We start from the raw sequence: 19,193 nt of genomic DNA, 5'->3' as shown, positions 1-19,193 counted from the left end.
GATGACCGGCTACCTACTGAAGAATTGTGCAGCCGTGATCGTCGACGACGGCAAGGGACCGACGGTCCATCGCAATGTGGATGTCCTCACGAGCGGACCGGCGATCAAAGCGATCCGCGAAAACCTCAGCCAGGGCGAACTGCCGGGCGGCACGATTGTACAGGACGCCACCGGCTGGTTTGTCTATCCCGGGCTCGTCAACACGCACCATCACTTCTTCCAATGCTTCGTGCGCAACCGCGCAGATCTCGACTGGACGAAGCTTTCCGTCATCGAATGGCTCGACCGGATCTATCCGATATTCTCGCGGCTGAACGAAGATTGCTTTTATCATTCCTCGGTCACCGCAATGGCCGAGATGATCAAGCATGGCTGCACGACGGCCTTCGACCACCAGTACTGCTTCCCAAGACATGCTGGCAAACGACTGATCGATCGCCAGTTCGAGGCAGCAGATCTCCTGGGGATGCGTTTCCATGCCGGCCGTGGCGGTAATACGCTGCCAAAATCCGAAGGTTCGACCATTCCGGATGCCATGCTCGAGACGACGGACGAGTTCATTGGTGATTGCGCACGTCTGATTGACACCTATCATGATGTCAGCGAATTCAGCATGCGCCAGGTGGTGGTGGCGCCTTGCCAGCCGGTCAATTGCTACCGTGAAACCTTCGTCGAGTCGGTCGCCCTGGCACGTGATCGCGGCGTCCAGATGCACACGCATGTTGGCGAAGGTGAAAGTCCGGTCATTGAGGCGCGACATGGCATGCGCACGGTAGACTATTGCGCGGACCTCGGCTTTGCAGGCCCTGATGCCTTCTACGCCCATTGCTGGGAGCTGACGCACGACGAACTCAAAAAGATGGCGGCAGACGGTACCGGTGTTTCCCATTGCCCCGAGCCTGTCTATCTGGTCGGAGCCGAAGTGACCGATATTCCCGCCATGGCAGCCTTCGGCCTGCGCGTTGGTCTCGGTTGCGACGGCGCGGCGTCAAACGACAATTCAAACCTGATGCATTGTGTGCACTCGTCCTACATGCTGCAGTGCCTGGCTGCATCGACGCGCGAGCATCCCGTTCCACCTCCGGTCGATTTCCTGAGCTTTGCAACAAGCGGCGGTGCCGCGCTGCTCGGCCGTCGCGACATTGGCCGACTTGCGCCGGGCATGGCCGCGGATCTCTTTGCAATCGACACCCGGCGCATGGACTACGTCGGAACACGACACGACCCACTCAGTCTGATTGCCAAGGTCGGCATCGGGATGCCGACCGATATGACAATGATCAACGGTCGCGTCGTCTGGCAAAAGGGCGAATTCGTGGGGCTCGATGAAGCGCGGCTGTTTGCCGAGGCGGAAGCGGCTCTGGCGACAGTGGATTTCTAAGACACCAAGAAGGGGAACCAGACCATGACAAATATCACTCGCAGAACACTGTTGCAGGGAGCCGCGGCAGTCGGCCTTGCTGGTACACTTGGAGGTCGCGCCGCGTTTGCTGCCGACGAACCACTGGGCATTACGCTCGTCGTCCCTTCGCCGATCGGCGACGTCGGCTGGGGTCATGCTCTGGCTGCCGGGCTGGAACCGGTCAAGGCCGCGTATGGCGACAAGGTTAAAGTAACGGTTATCGAGAATATCGCCGAAGGGCCGGACGCCGACCGGATCATGAACAAGACGGTCGCAGACGGGAACAACTTCCTGATCGCCGGGTCGTTCGGATATCAGAACGGTGCGTTGCAAATCGCCCGTCGCAATCCGAAGGTCACCGTCCTGCATGCCTCTGGCTTCCAGGTGGCTCCGAACTTCTCGCCGTTCGCTGCCAAATACTTCCAGGGAACCTATCTCCTGGGCATGGCGGCGGCTGCGCTTTCCAAGACCGGCAAGCTCGGTTCGGTTTCTGCCTTCGCCATCCCCGAACTCATCACCTCCATCAATGCGTTCACGCTCGGTGCGCAGGCAGTAAATCCCGATATCGAGGTTTCCGTCGTCTGGGTGAACTCCTGGTTCGACCCGGCCAAGGAGCAGGAAGCGGCCAAGGCTCTGATCGCGCAAAAGTGCGATGTCATCTTCTCCAATGCGCAGGACACGCCCTCCGTCGTTGCGGCATGTGAAGAAGCCGGCGTTTATTCGTTCAACCTCAACTCCTCCATGAAGAGCTACGCTCCGAAGACATATCTCGGCTGCGTTTCAACCGACTGGTCGCCATTCTTTAAGGCTTCGGTCGACGCTCACCTTGCAGGCACGTTCAAAGGCGCCAACACCTTCCTTGGCGTGGCCGACAAGGTTGTCGAGGTGGTTGACTGGAACCCCGCAGTCCCTGCTGACACGATGACGAAGATCAAGGCCGCAGAGGCAAAGATCGCCGATGGAAGCCTTTCACCATTTACCGGCCCGATTACCAAGGCAGATGGAAGCGAAGGCGTCGCCTCAGGCAAGACCATGACGGATGCCGAAATCGTCGCCATGGACTGGCACGTCAAGGGCGTGACCACGCCGCTGCCGAAGTAACCCATGACCGCTCCGCTTCTATCCCTTCGCGGCATCTCAAAGAGCTACGGACAGATCCATGCCAATCAGGGCATCGATCTCGACGTAGCGCCGCAATCGATCCATGCAATTCTCGGGGAGAACGGGGCGGGCAAATCGACGCTGATGAAGATGATTTACGGCGTCGAGCAACCAGACAGCGGGACCGTCGTCTGGGAAGGAGAACCCTTGACCTTCGCCTCTCCTGCAGAGGCGAGGCGAAGGGGGATCGGTATGGTCTTCCAACACTTTTCGCTGTTCGAGACGCTGACTGTCGTTGAAAATATCCAGTTGGTTGTTCCCGGCAAAAAAGCTGACCTTATTGAACGCATTCGCTCGCTTGGTCGCGACTTCGGCCTTGAGGTCGATCCGCTCGCGCATGTTCACGTCCTGTCCGTGGGCGAGCGGCAGCGCGTGGAGATCATTCGCAGCCTGATGACCAATCCAAGGCTGCTGATCCTGGATGAACCGACCTCCGTCCTTCCTCCACAATTGGTAGAGAAGCTTTTCGATACGCTGCGCAGGCTGCGTGATGGCGGCGTTTCAATCCTTTTCATCTCTCACAAGCTCGAGGAAATCCGGGCCATCTGCGACAGGGCGACGATTCTGCGCGGCGGGCGTGTTACGGGACATATCGATCCACGGGAACACGACGCCCATGACCTTGCACGCATGATGATCGGCCGCGACATGCCCGAACCCATGCCTGCGGTAGCCTTGTCCGGGGGCGAGAAGCGTCTTGAGATCGTTGGCCTTGACCACCGACCGGACGATCCGTTCGCCGTCGCGCTCTCCGACGTCACGCTTACCGTGCGTGCCGGGGAGATCCTCGGCATCGCTGGCGTTTCGGGCAACGGGCAAAGTGAGCTTGCTTCACTGATCTCCGGCGAGACCGTTTTGACAAGGGACAAGCGTGACAGGATATACATGATGGGACAGGACGTCGGCAGGCTCGACGCCGCCGCCCGGCGTCAGCTGGGATTTGCGTTCGTTCCGGAAGACCGGCTCGGGCGTGGCGCGGTTCCCGAAATGTCGCTCGTTCTCAACAGTTTGCTGACGGCTCATCCGTTGAACCTGTTGCGCCGGGGCCTGATCAACAGGGACAAGGTAACCGCTCTTACGAATGACTGCATTCGCCAGTACGACGTGCGCACGCCCGGACCTGAAGCGGAAGCCGGTGCGCTTTCAGGCGGCAATCTGCAGAAATTCATCGTCGGCCGCGAGATCATGCTGGCGCCGAAACTGCTTTTCGTCGCTCAGCCGACCTGGGGCGTCGACATTGGCGCGGCGTCTGCCGTGCGCCGAAGGCTGGTCGAATTGCGCAACCAAGGCATGGCCATTCTCGTCATATCCGAGGAACTCGAGGAGCTTTTCGAGCTTTGTGATTTCATCCAGGTTCTCTATCACGGCACGCTGAGCCCGCCGCTCGTGACGCGGGACACTCGACCCGAGGAAATCGGTCGCTACATGATCGGCGCCCGGCCCACCGAGAAAGTCAACGTATGAGCGCCTTGTTCGCCGGCTTTTTGCCCACGCTTGTTCGCCGGGAGCGCGCTTCGCTTGTGGCAACCCTCCTCGCGCCTTTCATTGCCCTGGCAGTGACCATCGCAATCAATCTTGGTCTCTACGTGCTGATGGGGCGCAACCCCGTCGATGTCGTCTATGCAATGCTTCTCGAACCATTCCTCTCCTGGGCATCGTTTTCGGAAGTGTTGTTGAAGGCAGGCCCACTTCTGCTGATCGCCCAAGGACTTGCGATTGGCTTTCGCGCGAAAGTATTCAACATCGGCGCTGAAGGTCAGTTCATACTGGGCGCGATCTTCGCCTCTTCAATCCCGATCTGGCTTCCCGAAGCAACGGGCCAATGGATATGGCCATTGATGCTTGTTCTTGGCGTTCTCGGTGGCGCCTTGTGGGCTTCGTTGACGGCATTCTGGCGGGTGCGGCTCAACGCAAACGAGATCCTCGTATCACTGATGCTCAGCCTCGTCGCCGCGCAACTCCTCAACTATTTGCTGCTTGGCCCCTGGAAGGATCCGAACGGCTTTAACTTTCCTCAATCCGTGATGTTCCAGTACGACGCGATGGTTCCCATCCTGATTTCCGGAACGCGTGTTAATGTCTCTCTTCTGGTCACCATTGCACTTTCTTTTGCGGCCTGGGTTTTCATGCAGAGGAGTTTTGCCGGATACAAACTCCAGGTCGGCGGCCTGGCGCCACGCGCTGCGGCCTATGCCGGCTTCAAGGAGAGCCGCGCGATATGGCTTTCCCTCTTGATTGGTGGTTGCGCTGCGGGGCTTGCCGGGGCGGCTGAGGTTGCCGGTCCCCTGGGGCAGTTACAACGGTCGATTTCGACTGGCTACGGCTATTCTGCGATCATTGTCGCCTATCTCGGTGGCCTTCATCCGATAGGCATTATGATCTCCGCCCTGTTCATGGCTGCACTCTATATCGGCGGCGACAACGCCATGGTGTCGGCAAACCTGCCGATTGCTGCCGTCCGTGTTTTCCAGGGCAGTCTTCTGCTTGCTTACCTGGTTGCCATCGCCTTCGTTCGCTATCGTTTCGAGTGGCGGCGTTCCGCCTACCGGGGTCAGTCATGAATGCTATCGAGTTCATTCTTGCAGGGATGCTCGCGGCAGCAACGCCGTTTCTCCTCGCTGCACTCGGCGAGTTGGTCGTTGAGCGTGCTGGGGTTCTCAACCTTGGCGTGGAAGGGCTGATGGCCTTTGGGGCGGCACTCGGCTTCATTGTCGTCTATCACGGCGCCGGGCACATGCTGGGGTTCTTGGCAGCAGGGCTTGGCGGCGCGATACTATCCCTTCTTTTCGCGGTGATCGCCCTTGGCTTTCGTGCCAACCAGGTCGCAACCGGTCTCGCAATCGGCATTCTTGGTCAGGGCCTGTCCGCGTTGTTCGGAAAGACATATGAAAGCCTGACAGTCAAAGGGCTCCCCAAGCTTTCGATCCCCGGGCTTTCGGACATTCCAGTTGTCGGTGGGCTTTTCGTTCAGGATATCGTCGTTTGGCTGTCACTGGCCGCCACCCTCGCTATCTGGGCAATGTTTGCCTATTCGAAGATTGGACTGATCGTGCGCGCTGTCGGCGAAAATCCGAAGGCCGCGCACGCCATCGGCTATCACGTCATCGCGGTTCGAGTTGCTGCGGTAGCGTTCGGCGGCATGATGGCAGGCTTTGCCGGTGCATATGCCTCTGTTGTCTATACCCCGCTCTGGGCAGACGGCATGATCGCGGGACGGGGTTGGATTGCGATCGCGCTGGTCGTGTTTGGGACCTGGCTTACCGGCCGCATATTCCTCGGAGCGTGTCTCTTCGGGGCCGTGTCCTTGATGGGCCTTGCAGCGCAGGCGACCGGACTGAACGTTCCGTCCCAGTTGCTTGCAAGCCTGCCCTACCTCGTCACCATCATTGTGCTCGGCATTATCTCGGCCGACCGTCGACTGCTGAAGCTCAACGGCGTCGCTTCGCTTGGTGAACCATTCGATCGGTAGTCACATTACTGCCTGTCTGCCTTGATCATAGGCTTACCGCGCTCAGTCACCGCAAAGGTGAGCGCGGCAACCATGATCTCGGCAGCCGCCAAGGTCGCAATGACGGACGGCCGCTTGTCCTTGATCGCAGTACCCCCGATCGGGCAGACAAGACGATCTAGAAGCTCTGGCCTACCCGCGTCACGCGTCAACCAGTTCTTGAAGGTGGCGCGCTTGGTTTTCGAACCGATCATCCCGACATAGGCGGCGTCGTCGCGCCGGAGGGCTTCTGCTGCAATCAGGAAGTCGAGCGCATGGTCATGGGTGAGAATGACGAAGGAACTGCCTGATGGAGCACCGCGTACGATAGCCTCCGGCATGGCAGTCAGGCAGGTTTCGACGCCGCTTGCGCGGGATGCAGCAAGCTCGTCTTCGCGCGTATCGACCAGCACTGTACGCAGCGGCGCCAGCGACAGTGCCAGGGCGAGCGCATCACCGACGTGTCCGGCTCCAAAAATGTAGACGTTGGGCCGTCGGGCAATTTCGGCATCGGTTCGAGCGATCAACTGGCGGGCAATTTCATCCGAGACTGCGGTGAACGTCAAACCAACCCGGCCTCCGCAGCATTGACCGATCTCCGGGCCGAGCGGTACGTTCATCGTTGCCGTCGACTGGGATTGGCGCAAGGTCCGTCGTGCCTGGTCCATCGCCATGTACTCCAACTGCCCGCCGCCGATAGTCGAAAAAGACTGGTCTCTGGAGACCAGCATCCACGCGTCTGTATCGCGCGGCGTCGAGCCGAGCGCCCCCGTCACCTCGACAAGGATGCAGTCCGGCTGCTTGCGCAGAAAATCCCGCAAATCGTCGCGAGCGGCAGGCATCCGGTCATCCTTTCCTTTCAACAGCGCGAATGCGTTCAATGGCCATCAATACGCGTTCTGGCGTGGCGGGCGCATCGATGCAGGGAGGGACATGATAGTCTGCAACGCTCGCGGCCGCCATGGAGATTGCCTCCAACACCGATATGCCGAGCATAAAGGGTGGCTCGCCGACCGCCTTTGACCTGCGGATGGTCTCTTCCCTGTTGACCGACCACTCCGCAAGGCGAACGTTGAATATTCTTGGGCGATCGGATGCGAGCGGGATCTTATAGGTCGACGGTGCGTGCGTGCGCAGGCGTCCCTTTGCATCCCACCAGAGTTCTTCCGTCGTCAGCCAGCCCATGCCCTGCACGAAAGCGCCTTCGACCTGGCCAATGTCCAGCGCCGGGTTCAGCGAACGCCCAACGTCGTGCAGAATGTCCGTGCGATCAACCTGATATTCTCCGGTGAGAATATCGACGCTGACTTCCGAGCAGGACGCACCATAGGCATAATAGAAGAACGGCCGGCCACGCCCCTCCGCGCGGTTCCAGTGGATTTTCGGGGTCTTGTAGAAGCCGGCCGCCGAAAGCTGAACACGCGCGCCATAGGCGGACTTGATGAAATCGGCGAACGGGATCCTATCGGCGCCAACACGGATAACGTTCGGCTCGAAGGCAACATCCGTTTCCGAAAGACCGTAGCGCTCGCACGCGAAAGCGACCAGCCGTGCCTTGATCTGCTTGACGGCGTCGGCGGCGGCCATGCCATTGAGGTCCGACCCAGACGATGCCGCTGTCGCGGAGGTGTTCGGGACTTTGCCCGTCGAGGTTGCGGTCACCTTTATCCGGTCGAGATCGACGCAGAATTCGTCGGCGACGACTTGTGCCACCTTGGTATAGAGGCCCTGCCCCATCTCGGTGCCACCATGATTGAGATGGATCGAGCCGTCAGCATAGACATGCACCAGCGCACCGGCCTGGTTGTACTCGGTCTTGGTGAAAGAGATGCCGAACTTTACAGGCGTCAGAGCAATGCCACGCTTGATCACACGGCTCTTGCGGTTGAATGCGACAATCTCTCTCCGTCGAGCTCCATAATCCGCGGAGGCTTCGAGCTCCTCGATGATCCGACCGATGATGTTGTCCTCGACCGCCTGATGATAGGGCGTGAGGTTGCGTCCTTCGTCCCCATAGAAATTTAGCTTGCGGATCTCGAGCGGATCCTTGCCGAGCGTGTAGGCTATATGTTCGATCATCCGCTCGCCCCCAACCATGCCCTGCGGACCACCGAAGCCGCGGAAAGCCGTGTTCGAGACAGTGTTGGTCTTGAGGGGCCGCGAGCGCAGCCGCACATGCGGATAGAAGTAGCAGTTGTCGGCATGGAAAAGCGCGCGATCCGTCACGGGACCTGAGAGATCGGCCGAAAAGCCGCAACGCGCCGCAAACGTCGCGTCCACGGCCTCGATGCGTCCGTCATCGTCGAAGCCAACCTTGTAGTCGACATGAAAGTCGTGACGTTTTCCGGTCGCCGTCATGTCGTCGTCGCGGTCAGGCCTGATCTTGATGGCGCGGCGATACTTCCTGGCGGCCAGTGCCGCAACGGCGGCGAAGAGGTTAGCCTGCGTTTCCTTGCCCCCGAACGCTCCGCCAATGCGCCGCACGTTAACCGTGACCGCATTGGATGGAACACCAAGCACCTGGCCAACCATGTGCTGCGTTTCACTCGGATGCTGCGTTGAGGAGTAGAGTGTGATCTCGTCGTCCTCGCCCGGAACAGCAAAGGAGATGTGGCCCTCCAGATAGAAGTGGTCCTGGCCGCCAATGCGCATCTCGCCCTGGACAATGTTTGTCGCCGCCTCAAAGCCCGCCTTGATGTCCCCGCGCTCCAGCTTGAGAGGGTCTATCACAAGCGGATAATTCGCCTTAGCGGCCTCAAGGACATCCGTCACGTGTGGCAAATCGGCGTAGTCAATCTTGACCTTGGCGGCGGCGCGACGGGCTTCCTCACGCGTTTTGGCAATAACGGCAAAGATCGGTTGGCCGTGGAACTCGACACGGGTGGTCGCAAACACAGGGTCGTCGTGCTTGTGGGCCGGACTGATATCGTTTTCACCTGGGATATCGTCAGCCGTCAGCACACCGATCACCCCGGGGCTCGTGCAAACTGCCTCGAAGTCGATCGCCAAAATCTCCGCATGAGCCCGCTCAGACAAGCCGAGATAGGCATGCAGCGTCCCAGCCGGCTCAGGAATGTCGTCGATGTATTCCGCCGTTCCGGTCACATGCTTGTGGCCAGACTCGTGACGCTCCATGTCGTGGACGCCACCGCGAATGCGATCGATGGGCTGCATGACGTTCATGTCTTGTCTCCTCACACGGCCATCCTGACGGCCCGGTCGAGCCGTATGGGCTCAGCAGTGCTCGTTTCCAGATAAAACCGCCGCAACAGGTTCTTCGCAACAAGCAGCCGGTAGTCCGCCGAGGCCCGCCAATCGGTCAGCGGCGTATAGTCTGCCGCAAGCGCCGTCAGCGCATGCTCTATGCCTGCTTCGGTCCAGTCCGCCCCCATCAGGGCCGCCTCTGCATGGGCGGCCCGTTTTGGCGTGCCGGCCATGCCACCAAAAGCGATCACAGCGTCACTGACGCGTCCCGCGTCATCGACATTGACGCGAAACGCACCGCAAACTGCGGAGATATCCTCATCCAGCCGCTTGGTGATCTTGTAAACGGCATATCGGACATCTTGCTCAAGGAAGGGGACGTGCAGGGATTCGACGAATTCGCCTGGCTGCCTGTCCTGCTTGCCATACTCGATAAAAAAGTGCTCGAGCGGTACTGCGCGCCGTTCCTTGTTCTTTCGCAAGGTGACGGAGGCGCCGAGCGCGATCAGCGCCGGCGGTGTATCACCAATCGGCGAGCCATTGGCTATATTGCCTCCGACAGTCCCCATGTTGCGAACCTGCTGACCGCCAATGCGGTTCCAGAGTTCGCGAAGCTGCGGGAAATGCTCGGCAATAATGGGATAGGCTTCGGTGTAGCTAACGCCAGCGCCGAGCGTCACACCGCTGGTGTCGACTTCGATCCGACGCATTTCCTCTAGATGTGTGAGGTGGACGACCGGCGAAATGTCACGCATGAACTTCGTGACCCAAAGCCCGACGTCGGTCGAACCCGCGACAATCCGGGCATCAGGCTCCGTGGCGTAGACCTCGGCGAGGTCGTCGAGAGAGGCTGGAAGGATGAACCGATCACGTCCCTCACCTACAACGACGCGCTTGTTGTCCTTGATTGCAGCAAGCTGGCGGCTGATCGCTTCCCTCTCGCGAACGAGGGGATCGCTTGCGAGATCTCCGACCGATGAGATTGCCTCGGCAGCGCGGACGATCGCGGCGTAGCCAGTGCAGCGACAAAGGTTGCCCTGTAGCGCCTTCTCGATCTCGTCGATCGAAGGCTTCGGATTTTCCATCCAAAGACCGTAAAGCGACATCACAAAGCCAGGCGTGCAGAAACCACATTGCGATGCGTGGGTGTCGACCATCGCTTGCTGGACGGGATGCAACGGCCCGCCTGGGACCGCCAGCGCATCAACAGTTACGACATGACAGCCATCGAGCGACCCGACAAAACGGATACAGGCATTGACCGTTTCGTATTTGAGGCGTCCCGCCAGAAGGCGACCAACCAGAACCGTGCAGGCGCCGCAATCTCCTTCTGCGCAGCCTTCCTTCGTGCCACGAAGTTCGCGATCGAGACGCAGGAAGTCGAGCAACGTGCGAACCGGGGACACTGTTGAAAGCTCGACCAATCGGTCGTTCAGAAGGAAGCGTATGGTTTTGCGGATTTCGACGGTCATGGCCTAGCTCCCGCGATAGGTCGAATAACTGAAGGGCGAGAGCAATAGAGGGATATGGTAGTGCCCAGCCTGCTCGGTGATCCCGAACCGGACGGGAATAACGTCCAGAAAGGCAGTCCGGCCATCCTCTCGTCCCAGATAGTCGCCGGCATGAAAGCGCAGCTCGTAGGTCCCTGCCTGCATTTCCTCCCCGCTCAAGAGCGGCTCGTCACAGCGACCGTCGTCGTTTGTCCTCGTCTCAGCAATTGGCTCCGCGCGTTCGCCGTAAATGCGCAAAAGCTCGATGCGCAATCCTTGCGCCGGTGTGCCCCGAGCAGTGTCGAGCACATGGGTGGTGAGCCGACCGGAGCCAGAGTGAGATTGCATGCGGTACCTCCCGAAGACTGCATTTCGTCGGGTCAGTATCGGCCACCCGATTACCCTTTTGTAGCGGGCCAATGCTTCGAGACTTTCAAAATTTTCGACGGGAATGGCGGCCAGAATTTCTGGGTAGGAATTGCCATTCCCAACGTTTGGAGGAGCGTTTCTTGAGATACCCCCGAGACTTGCACGGCTACGGTGCCGAACCGCCGGACGCAGCCTGGCCAAATGACGCCCGCATTGCGGTTCAGTTCGTCGTCAACTACGAGGAAGGCGGCGAGAATTGTGTCCTGCATGGGGACGCAGCCTCGGAAGCGTTTCTTTCCGAGATTGTTGGCGCACAAGCCTGGCCTGGCCAGCGGCACTGGAACATGGAGTCGATCTACGAGTATGGCGCGCGCGCCGGCTTCTGGCGTCTCCATCGCCTGCTGACTGAACGGGAGATACCGGTCACAGTCTACGGCGTTGCGACAGCACTGTTGCGTTCCCCGACCCAGGTCGCAGCCATGCAGGCCGCCAATTGGGAGATTGCCTCGCACGGCCTAAAATGGGTCGAACACAAGGACATGCCCCCGGAGGAAGAGCGTGCTGCGATCGCCGAAGCCATCAGGCTGCACGAAATCGTTACTGGTCAAAGGCCCCGTGGCTGGTACACCGGCCGCTGCTCTGCGCGGACGGTAGATCTCATCACGCAGGAGGGCGGCTTTGCCTATATCTCGGACAGCTATGCTGATGACCTCCCCTACTGGCGGACACATGCGGGGCGCGCGCAACTCGTCATCCCTTATGCGCTCGACACCAACGATATGCGCTTCGCGACTGCCCAGGGGTTTAGCAGCGGCGATCAGTTCTTTTCTTACCTCAAGGATTCCTTCGACATTCTCTATGCCGAGGGGCTGGCGGGCAGGCCGAGAATGCTCAGCATTGGCCTGCATTGCCGCCTTGCCGGAAGGCCTGGTCGGGCAGCCGCGCTTTTACGTTTCATTGACTACGTGAAGGCCCATGAAAAAGTGTGGCTCGCGCGGCGCATTGATATTGCCGAGCACTGGTCAAGAACGCACCCGTTCGCGACCGAAAAAGATCTGCCCTCCCGACTTTCAGAGCAGGAGTTCGTTGCCCGCTTCGGGGGCGTTTTCGAGCATTCGGAGTGGATTGCGAGGCGCGCATTTTCAACCGCACTGGCTCCGGCCAACGACAACGCAGCCGGGCTCCATGCCGCGTTGACCGCGGTATTTCGGGGTGCCTCGGATGAGGAGCGGCTCAAGGTGCTGATCGCACATCCGGATCTTGCGGGCAAACTGGCCCTCGCAAAGCGCCTTACGGAAAGCTCGACGAGCGAGCAGGCGGCAGCCGGACTCGATCATCTCACCGATGATGAACGCGTCCGGTTCATGCAGCTAAATTCCCGCTACGTCGCGACCTTTGGCTTCCCTTTCATCATGGCAGTTAAGGGCCGGAGCAAAGCTGAAATCCTGACCGCATTTGAGAGCCGCATCGCTAATGACCGTGCAACGGAGTTCGAAACAGCCTGCCGACAGGTAGAGAGGATTGCCTATCTGCGCCTTGCCGAACTGCTGCCACACTAAAAGAGGGAGAGTAGAATGATCACAGAACCACAATCGTTGCCGGCATTTGCCCGCAACGCGACAAACCTCGCTTCCGCTGGTCTCGGCGCCAAACCCGTGTTTGCGACGGATGAGTTCTTTGCGCCTTTGTCGCGTATGCTCGACGATGAACCGGCCGTTTTTTATCCGGGCCGGTTCGACGACCATGGAAAGTGGATGGACGGCTGGGAAACCAGGCGGCGGCGCGGGACCGGACACGACTACGCCATCGTAGCCCTTGCAGCTGCCGGCAGGATTACAGGCTTTGACGTCGATACCTCCCATTTCACTGGCAACTACCCGGCCGCCTGCTCCATCGAAGCCTGCCGTGCGCCGACTGGGCCGGATACCGGGACCGAATGGACCGAGTTGCTCGCCTTGACCTCGCTCGGACCAAGCGCACACCACTATTTCGCGTGTCAGTCCGAACAAAACTTTACCCACGTGCGGCTGCGGATCTATCCGGACGGAGGCGTCGCACGCTTGCGCATCTATGGCATAGGGGAACTTGACCGCGTGTCTGCCAGCGACCGATCCATCGATCTCGCCTCGGCCCTTGTCGGCGGCAAGATCGTTGCCTTTTCCAACGGCCACTATGGCCATGACCGCCTGATAGCGCCGGGAAGAGGTTCAAACATGGGTGACGGCTGGGAAACCCGCCGACGGCGGGAACCGGGCAACGACTGGATCATCGTCAAACTCGCAGCACGCACCATCATCGACCGGATCGTTGTCGATACCGCGCACTTCAAAGGCAACTTTCCTGATGCCTGCTCGGTCCAGGCAGCGGACCTCTCAACAGCCGGCAAGGACCTGGAGGCGTTGGTAACTGCCTCGTCGATGTTCTGGCCAGAAGCACTTTCGGCCAAGAAACTCTCAGCTGACGCACTCCACGAGTTCAACGGCATCATGATCGGAAAGATTGGCGCTGTGACCCACGTTCGGCTGAATATCTATCCCGATGGCGGCGTCAGTCGTCTGAAAGTCTTTGGCAAGATCAACGAGGAGACGAACGGATGAGGACAATCGAGATCCGCCCGCTTTCTCGCGAGGCCTTTGCACCCTTCGGTGAGGTGATTGAGACTGACGGAGCCCATAGCTTCCCAATCAATAGCGGCAAGTGCACGCGTTACCATGACCTTGCCAGGATCGAAACGACTGGTGAACAGGCACGTCCGATGATCAGTCTGTTAAACGGCGAGCCATATGAGTTACCACTCGAATTGCGTATGGTGGAACGTCACCCGCTCGGCAGCCAGGCATTCATACCGCTCTCCGACAACCCGTTCCTTGTCGTCGTGGCTGAGGAAACAGAAGCAGGTCCGGGTGAGCCCCTCGCCTTCAGGACGGCGCCCGGTCAGGGCGTCAACATCGGCCGTAACGTCTGGCATGGCATCCTGACACCTCTCGAAGGCCAATCGGGCTTTGCAGTCGTCGATCGCGGCGGAGAAGGTGTCAATCTCGAAGAGCACTTCTACAACGAGCCTTTCCTGATCCGCTAGTTTTCAATTCCACTCCACCTATGAAGGCCGGCCTATCAGCCGGCCTTTTGTCGTTCGCCAACTCGTCTGCGTGTAGTGATTGGGCAAGCTCTGCGCATAACATTACCCAATCGAATGACGGACGACCTACGGCAGCTTTGCTTGCAGCAATTCGGTGACCTTTCCCAACAAGAAATGGGGTTGCGCAAGGCAACCCCATCAAGCTGAGAGGATTGTCGTACACCTAGTTCGCGAAGAACGCGAAGCGGATGACGAACAGGGCGGCAACGATTTGCGTGGCGGGGTGGATGATGTTCCACTTACCAGTGCACACCTTCATCACGACAAAGCTGATAAAGCCGAAGGCAAGACCATTGGCGATCGAGTAAGTAAATGGCATCGCCAACGCTGTCAGGGCTGCGGGTGCCGCTTCTGTCAGGTCGTCCCACTCCACTTCCGTCAATTCGCGCATCATGAGACCGGCGACATAAAGGAGTGCCGGCGCAGTCGCGTAGGTCGGAACGGAAGCGGCAAGCGGCGAGATGAACAGCGACGCCATGAAGAGCACGGCAACCACCATCGCGGTCAATCCGGTGCGCCCCCCCGCCTGAACCCCAGAAGCGCTTTCGACATAGGCCGTCGTGCTGCTCGTCCCCATCAGCGAACCAGCCACGATTGCCGTGCTGTCGGCGAGTAGGGCGCGCCCCAGATTGCTGGGCTTGCCTTCCTGGATGAGATTGGCGCGCTTGGCGACACCGATCAGCGTGCCGGTCGCATCAAAGACTTCCACGAGGACAAAAACAAGAATGACATGGATGAGGCCGCCATGAAGGGCGCCGACAATGTCGAGCTGGAGAAAGGTAGGGGCCATGCTCGGTGGCGCCGACACGATGCCCTGGAAGGTGCTCACTCCGAAGATCCACGACAGCACGGTAACAGCAAGAATGCCGATCAGGATAGCACCACGGACCCGCAACGCATCGAGTACCGCAATCACGAAGAAGCCGAAGATAGCGAGCAACGGACCCGTTTGCTTGAGATCGCCAAGGCCAACCAGCGTTGCCGGATTGTCCACCACGATCCCTGCATTCTTGAGCGCAATGATCCCCAGGAAGAGTCCGATACCGGCTGCAATCGCACTGCGCAACGAATGCGGAATGCCTTGGATGAGCCAGCTCCGGATTCCCGTAACCGTGAGAAAGACGAAAATCAGGCCTGAGATGAATACTGCACCAAGCGCCTGTTGCCAGGTGAAACCGAGAGCGGCAACGACGGTGAAGGCAAAGAAGGCATTGAGGCCCATACCCGGCGCCATGCCAATAGGCCAGTTCGCGACAAAGGCCATAATCCCGGAACCGAGCGCCGCAGCAATACAGGTTGCGACAAAAATCGCGTCACGATTCATGCCTGTCGTCGACAGAATGTCGGGGTTCACGAAGATGATGTACGACATCGTGAGAAATGTCGTGAGGCCGGCCACCAGTTCGGTGCGGACCGTCGTATTGTACTCACTTAGCTTGAAGAGCCGTTCAAACATATTTCCTCCCTTGGCGACGCGCTCGGCGCGACCGAATGACACGAGCCGAGCAGCTCCTCCGGCCGCCCGGCCATTGCATTGGCCGATTTGCAAACACCATTTCTGGCGACCCTTCGATGACTGCGATCGTCTCGATCAGGCAACGGCCAGGCTTCGTCCCGAAGCAATAGCCGCCTTATATTCGGCAGGGGAATTGTGCGCCGATTAGAATACTATCGCCAGCCGGGTATTTCCATGCCGCGAGCGAAAGACTTTCAAATTTTTCAGGTAAATCAGGGAGCTAAACCCGAAAGAAGTTACGCATATTCCGTATGTTATGTCTACCCTAGCCGGAAGCGCCACGCCCCTCGCGTCGGAACGCGTCTGGGCTTTTGGACATCCACTTGCGGAAGGCGCGGAAAAAGGCGCTGGGCTCTGAATAGCCGAGTTGGCTCGCGATATCGCCCGTCGTCTTGAACGTGTTGAGGAGCAGATCGACGGCAATATCACGACGTATATCGTCCTTGATCCCAGCGTAGCTCTGCCCCTCGTCGCGCAGCCGATGACGAAGGGTCGACGGCGGCATACGCATTTCGAGCGCGAGATCGGAGAAGGTCTTCCACGCGGATGGAGGGACCTTGTCCAGTCGCCGTCGGACACTGGAAGCAAGTCCCGCATCATAGCGATAGCGTACCAGGATATTGGCCGGCGCCCCCCGCAGGAACTGCTTCAGTGCCTGCTCAGTGCGCATGACTGGCAGATCAAGCATTGCGCTGTCGAAACCCAGGCGACTGATTGGCTGCGCGAACCTGACCGGCGCACCAAAAAAGAGCCTGTAGTCGGCCCCCTGCTTCGGTTCGCTACAGCGGAAATCCACCAGCCGGATCGGAATGCGCCTTCCGACAAGCCAGCAGGCTATTCCATGAATGAGTATCCAATATGTGCGATAGGCGAAAGCTGAACGCGGTCCGCCGGCATCCGCGAGCTCGATCTGGGCAAGCCCGTCCCTGACGACAAGCCGGCCGCGAGGATCGTCAAGCACAACATCAAGGAAACGCAATGCCCGGCGCAACGCATGGCCGAGTGTCGGCGCATGCAGGATGCAATGGCAAAGCAGCGTGAAGCTACCACTACGCATCGGCCGCCCCCCCATGCCGAAGAATTCGTCGTCGAGCTCGCTCGCGATTGCGAGCCAGAGAGCGCCATAGCTCTCTGCCGACACCGGTTGATTGACGACGGGCGGCAGCCCCAGTGACGAAAGCAGCGGTTCTGTCGGGCGGCCCATCCGCCGCAGACTGTCCAGCGCCTCCTCGACGAATGCCGGCGCGATCATGCGCCTTTCAATCTCCGCCACGAACTCCTCCACCTATGGCAAAACTGTCCGAAATAATGCAGCACTTTAGTCATCGCTTGCAATACGACGACGGAATAGAATCTATGCGCTTGGGATCGTGCCGGGAGGATGGTGCGGCCCGAGAGACGATGGCAAGGTGATGGGAGCAGACCGATGCTGATCCGTGAAGGAACCTTTATCGTCACCGGTGGCGGGTCGGGCCTCGGTGCCGCAACTGCACGCATGCTCAGTGAAAATGGCGCGCGCGTTGTCATTGCGGACCTTAACGAGGCAGCCGGGGCGGCAATCGCCACTGAGCTTGGCGAGGATGCCTGCTACGTCAGGACCGACGTAACCAGTGCAGAGGACGGAGCCGAGGCGGTGGCGACTGCGCTGGCCACCTTTGGCGGCCTGAGTGGCCTGGTCAATTGCGCTGGTGTGGCGCCTGGCGAGAAGATTATCGGCCGTGACGGACCGCACGGCCTAGACAGCTTCGTGCGGACAATCACTATCAACCTCGTCGGCACCTTCAACATGATCCGTCTAGCGGCGGCGGTAATCATGCAGCAACAGCCCGACAGCGAAGGCGAGCGCGGTGTCATCATCAACACCGCCTCCATCGCAGCTTTCGATGGGCAAATCGGACAGGCAGCCTACGCGGCGTCCAAAGGTGGCATTGCCTCGATGACACTTCCGATCGCGCGCGAGCTTGCCCGCCACGGCATTCGGGTCGTGTCTATCGCGCCGGGTATCTTCGAAACCCCGATGATGGCGGGCATGCCGCATGAAGTCCAGGAAGCGCTTGGCAAGAGCGTGCCCTTCCCGCCCCGACTTGGCCGACCTGCGGAATTTGCCGCGCTGGTGCGCCATATCTGTGAGAACAGCATGTTGAACGGCGAAGTCGTTCGCCTCGACGGCGCGCTGCGCATGAGTGCGCGCTGATCATTCGGCCAAGGAGGCTTGATACATGGCATTGCAGGACCCTGTCGTCATCGTCGGCACCGCCCGCACCCCAATCGGCAGCTTTCAAGGTGAGCTCGCGGCGGCGACAGCACCTGACCTTGGCGCGACGGCCATTCGCGCGGCGCTTCAGCGCGCTCGATTGAAGCCGGATGTGGTCGACGAGGTCGTCTTTGGCTGCGTCCTGCCTGCCGGCCAGGGGCAGGCCCCCGCGCGGCAGGCGACGATCGGTGCCGGTCTTCCCTTTTCCACCGGCGCCACCACCGTCAACAAGATGTGCGGTTCCGGCATGAAGGCGGTGATGCTGACCCATGATCTTCTCGCCGCAGGAAGCGCCAGCGTTGGCGTGGCAGGTGGAATGGAAAGCATGACCAATGCGCCCTATCTCCTTGATCGTGCTCGTGGTGGTTACAGGCTCGGCCACGGACGCGTCATCGATCATATGTTCCTCGACGGGCTGGAGGATGCTTATGACAAGGGACGTCTGATGGGCACCTTTGCCGAGGACTGTGCTGAAGCATACCAGTTCACGCGCGAAGCACAGGATCGCTATGCCGTGACCTCGCTCTCACGCGCTCAAAAAGCCATTGATTCCGGCTATTTCGACGCCGAGATCACGCCGGTCACAGTCACGTCAGGAAAGGCTGAAAGGACCGTCAGCCGCGATGAGCAGCCGGGGAAGGCGAAGCTCGACAAGATCCCGCTCCTAAAACCCGCCTTCCGCGAAGGCGGCACGGTAACTGCTGCAAACTCCAGCTCGATTTCTGACGGTGCAGCCGCCCTGGTGCTGATGCGCCGTTCCGAAGCTGAACGCAGGGGACTGCAGCCGCTTGCAACAATCCGCGGCCATGCTACGCACTCACAGGCGCCTAGCCTCTTTGCAACGGCTCCAATCGGCGCCTTGCGGACCCTCTCCGATCGCACCGGCTGGCGGCTCGAGGATGTCGATCTCTTCGAGATCAACGAAGCATTTGCGGTCGTCGCCATGGCGGCAATGCGCGATCTCGGACTTGCCGATGAAAAAGTCAATGTGCACGGTGGCGCCTGCGCACTTGGCCATCCGATCGGTGCGTCCGGAGCGCGCATCCTCGTGACACTGCTTGCCGCACTCGAGCGCTATGACCTCAAGCGGGGCATGGCAGCCTTGTGCATTGGCGGTGGCGAAGCAACCGCCGTCGCGATCGAGCGTAACTAGGGTAGGCAGGGAGGAGAC

The 19,193-nt window shown here is 59.7% G+C and carries 16 protein-coding genes; 10 read left to right on the top strand and 6 right to left on the bottom strand.

The window, feature by feature from the left end:
• Window position 1: 1 nt before the first annotated feature.
• The 5 genes from JNB88_RS09220 to JNB88_RS09200 are packed head-to-tail and all read left to right on the top strand — an operon-like array spanning window position 2 to window position 6,032.
• Complete coding sequence (locus JNB88_RS09220; protein WP_220355189.1) at window positions 2–1,381, top strand: amidohydrolase; 1,380 nt, start codon at window positions 2–4, stop codon at window positions 1,379–1,381.
• 24 nt (window positions 1,382–1,405) lie between these two features.
• Complete coding sequence (locus JNB88_RS09215) at window positions 1,406–2,503, top strand: BMP family ABC transporter substrate-binding protein (RefSeq protein ID WP_220355188.1); 1,098 nt, start codon at window positions 1,406–1,408, stop codon at window positions 2,501–2,503.
• Window positions 2,504–2,506: 3 nt separating this feature from the next.
• Window positions 2,507–4,027: an ABC transporter ATP-binding protein gene (locus JNB88_RS09210; RefSeq protein WP_220355187.1), complete on the top strand. Its 1,521-nt coding sequence runs from the start codon at window positions 2,507–2,509 to the stop codon at window positions 4,025–4,027.
• On the top strand, window positions 4,024–5,124 hold the full coding sequence (locus JNB88_RS09205; RefSeq protein ID WP_220355186.1) for an ABC transporter permease: 1,101 nt from the start codon (window positions 4,024–4,026) through the stop codon (window positions 5,122–5,124). Before JNB88_RS09210 ends, JNB88_RS09205 begins: the two co-directional genes overlap by 4 nt.
• Window positions 5,121–6,032 (top strand): ABC transporter permease, encoded by a 912-nt coding sequence (locus JNB88_RS09200; RefSeq protein WP_220355185.1) that lies wholly within the window; start codon window positions 5,121–5,123, stop codon window positions 6,030–6,032. Before JNB88_RS09205 ends, JNB88_RS09200 begins: the two co-directional genes overlap by 4 nt.
• A 5-nt stretch (window positions 6,033–6,037) precedes the next feature.
• Here JNB88_RS09200 and xdhC read toward each other — a convergent pair whose 3' ends face one another.
• The 4 genes from xdhC to uraH are packed head-to-tail and all read right to left on the bottom strand — an operon-like array spanning window position 6,038 to window position 11,092.
• Complete coding sequence (gene xdhC / locus JNB88_RS09195; protein ID WP_220355184.1) at window positions 6,038–6,892, bottom strand: xanthine dehydrogenase accessory protein XdhC; 855 nt, start codon at window positions 6,890–6,892, stop codon at window positions 6,038–6,040.
• Window positions 6,893–6,896: 4 nt separating this feature from the next.
• Window positions 6,897–9,233 (bottom strand): xanthine dehydrogenase molybdopterin binding subunit, encoded by a 2,337-nt coding sequence (gene xdhB, locus JNB88_RS09190; RefSeq protein WP_220355183.1) that lies wholly within the window; start codon window positions 9,231–9,233, stop codon window positions 6,897–6,899.
• Between the two features lie 11 nt (window positions 9,234–9,244).
• Window positions 9,245–10,726: a xanthine dehydrogenase small subunit gene (gene xdhA, locus JNB88_RS09185; RefSeq protein ID WP_220355182.1), complete on the bottom strand. Its 1,482-nt coding sequence runs from the start codon at window positions 10,724–10,726 to the stop codon at window positions 9,245–9,247.
• Window positions 10,727–10,729: 3 nt separating this feature from the next.
• Complete coding sequence (uraH, locus tag JNB88_RS09180; RefSeq protein WP_220355181.1) at window positions 10,730–11,092, bottom strand: hydroxyisourate hydrolase; 363 nt, start codon at window positions 11,090–11,092, stop codon at window positions 10,730–10,732.
• Window positions 11,093–11,253: 161 nt separating this feature from the next.
• Between uraH and puuE the strand changes: the two genes are divergently transcribed.
• The 3 genes from puuE to JNB88_RS09165 are packed head-to-tail and all read left to right on the top strand — an operon-like array spanning window position 11,254 to window position 14,192.
• On the top strand, window positions 11,254–12,672 hold the full coding sequence (gene puuE, locus JNB88_RS09175) for an allantoinase PuuE (protein ID WP_220355180.1): 1,419 nt from the start codon (window positions 11,254–11,256) through the stop codon (window positions 12,670–12,672).
• Between the two features lie 15 nt (window positions 12,673–12,687).
• Window positions 12,688–13,710, top strand: coding sequence for an allantoicase (alc, locus tag JNB88_RS09170; RefSeq protein WP_220355179.1), 1,023 nt, complete (start codon window positions 12,688–12,690; stop codon window positions 13,708–13,710).
• On the top strand, window positions 13,707–14,192 hold the full coding sequence (locus tag JNB88_RS09165) for an ureidoglycolate lyase (RefSeq protein ID WP_037129346.1): 486 nt from the start codon (window positions 13,707–13,709) through the stop codon (window positions 14,190–14,192). Before alc ends, JNB88_RS09165 begins: the two co-directional genes overlap by 4 nt.
• A 223-nt stretch (window positions 14,193–14,415) precedes the next feature.
• On the opposite strand, the gene JNB88_RS09160 is transcribed toward JNB88_RS09165, so the two are convergent.
• Complete coding sequence (locus tag JNB88_RS09160) at window positions 14,416–15,708, bottom strand: NCS2 family permease (protein ID WP_220355178.1); 1,293 nt, start codon at window positions 15,706–15,708, stop codon at window positions 14,416–14,418.
• Between the two features lie 325 nt (window positions 15,709–16,033).
• On the bottom strand, window positions 16,034–17,041 hold the full coding sequence (locus tag JNB88_RS09155) for an AraC family transcriptional regulator ligand-binding domain-containing protein (protein WP_037129343.1): 1,008 nt from the start codon (window positions 17,039–17,041) through the stop codon (window positions 16,034–16,036).
• 153 nt (window positions 17,042–17,194) lie between these two features.
• Here JNB88_RS09155 and JNB88_RS09150 point away from each other — a divergent pair, with 153 nt between their 5' ends.
• Window positions 17,195–17,962: a 3-hydroxyacyl-CoA dehydrogenase gene (locus tag JNB88_RS09150; protein WP_220355177.1), complete on the top strand. Its 768-nt coding sequence runs from the start codon at window positions 17,195–17,197 to the stop codon at window positions 17,960–17,962.
• Window positions 17,963–17,987: 25 nt separating this feature from the next.
• Window positions 17,988–19,175 (top strand): acetyl-CoA C-acyltransferase, encoded by a 1,188-nt coding sequence (locus JNB88_RS09145; protein ID WP_037129338.1) that lies wholly within the window; start codon window positions 17,988–17,990, stop codon window positions 19,173–19,175.
• Window positions 19,176–19,193 lie beyond the last annotated feature (18 nt).

This window comes from Rhizobium cauense (assembly GCF_019511525.1).
Lineage (GTDB): Bacteria > Pseudomonadota > Alphaproteobacteria > Rhizobiales > Rhizobiaceae > Rhizobium > Rhizobium cauense.
Note: the sequence above shows the minus strand (reverse complement) of the source record. Positions and strands in the feature narration are given on the sequence as shown.

Coding starts and splice junctions, on each gene's coding strand:
- xdhA (WP_220355182.1), bottom strand. CDS start 10,726: ATGACCGTCGAAATCCGCAAAACCATACGCTTCCTTCTGAACGACCGA.
- JNB88_RS09145 (WP_037129338.1), top strand. CDS start 17,988: ATGGCATTGCAGGACCCTGTCGTCATCGTCGGCACCGCCCGCACCCCA.
- JNB88_RS09205 (WP_220355186.1), top strand. CDS start 4,024: ATGAGCGCCTTGTTCGCCGGCTTTTTGCCCACGCTTGTTCGCCGGGAG.
- uraH (WP_220355181.1), bottom strand. CDS start 11,092: ATGCAATCTCACTCTGGCTCCGGTCGGCTCACCACCCATGTGCTCGAC.
- JNB88_RS09165 (WP_037129346.1), top strand. CDS start 13,707: ATGAGGACAATCGAGATCCGCCCGCTTTCTCGCGAGGCCTTTGCACCC.
- alc (WP_220355179.1), top strand. CDS start 12,688: ATGATCACAGAACCACAATCGTTGCCGGCATTTGCCCGCAACGCGACA.
- xdhB (WP_220355183.1), bottom strand. CDS start 9,233: ATGAACGTCATGCAGCCCATCGATCGCATTCGCGGTGGCGTCCACGAC.
- xdhC (WP_220355184.1), bottom strand. CDS start 6,892: ATGCCTGCCGCTCGCGACGATTTGCGGGATTTTCTGCGCAAGCAGCCG.
- JNB88_RS09210 (WP_220355187.1), top strand. CDS start 2,507: ATGACCGCTCCGCTTCTATCCCTTCGCGGCATCTCAAAGAGCTACGGA.
- JNB88_RS09160 (WP_220355178.1), bottom strand. CDS start 15,708: ATGTTTGAACGGCTCTTCAAGCTAAGTGAGTACAATACGACGGTCCGC.
- JNB88_RS09200 (WP_220355185.1), top strand. CDS start 5,121: ATGAATGCTATCGAGTTCATTCTTGCAGGGATGCTCGCGGCAGCAACG.
- JNB88_RS09150 (WP_220355177.1), top strand. CDS start 17,195: ATGCTGATCCGTGAAGGAACCTTTATCGTCACCGGTGGCGGGTCGGGC.
- JNB88_RS09220 (WP_220355189.1), top strand. CDS start 2: ATGACCGGCTACCTACTGAAGAATTGTGCAGCCGTGATCGTCGACGAC.
- JNB88_RS09215 (WP_220355188.1), top strand. CDS start 1,406: ATGACAAATATCACTCGCAGAACACTGTTGCAGGGAGCCGCGGCAGTC.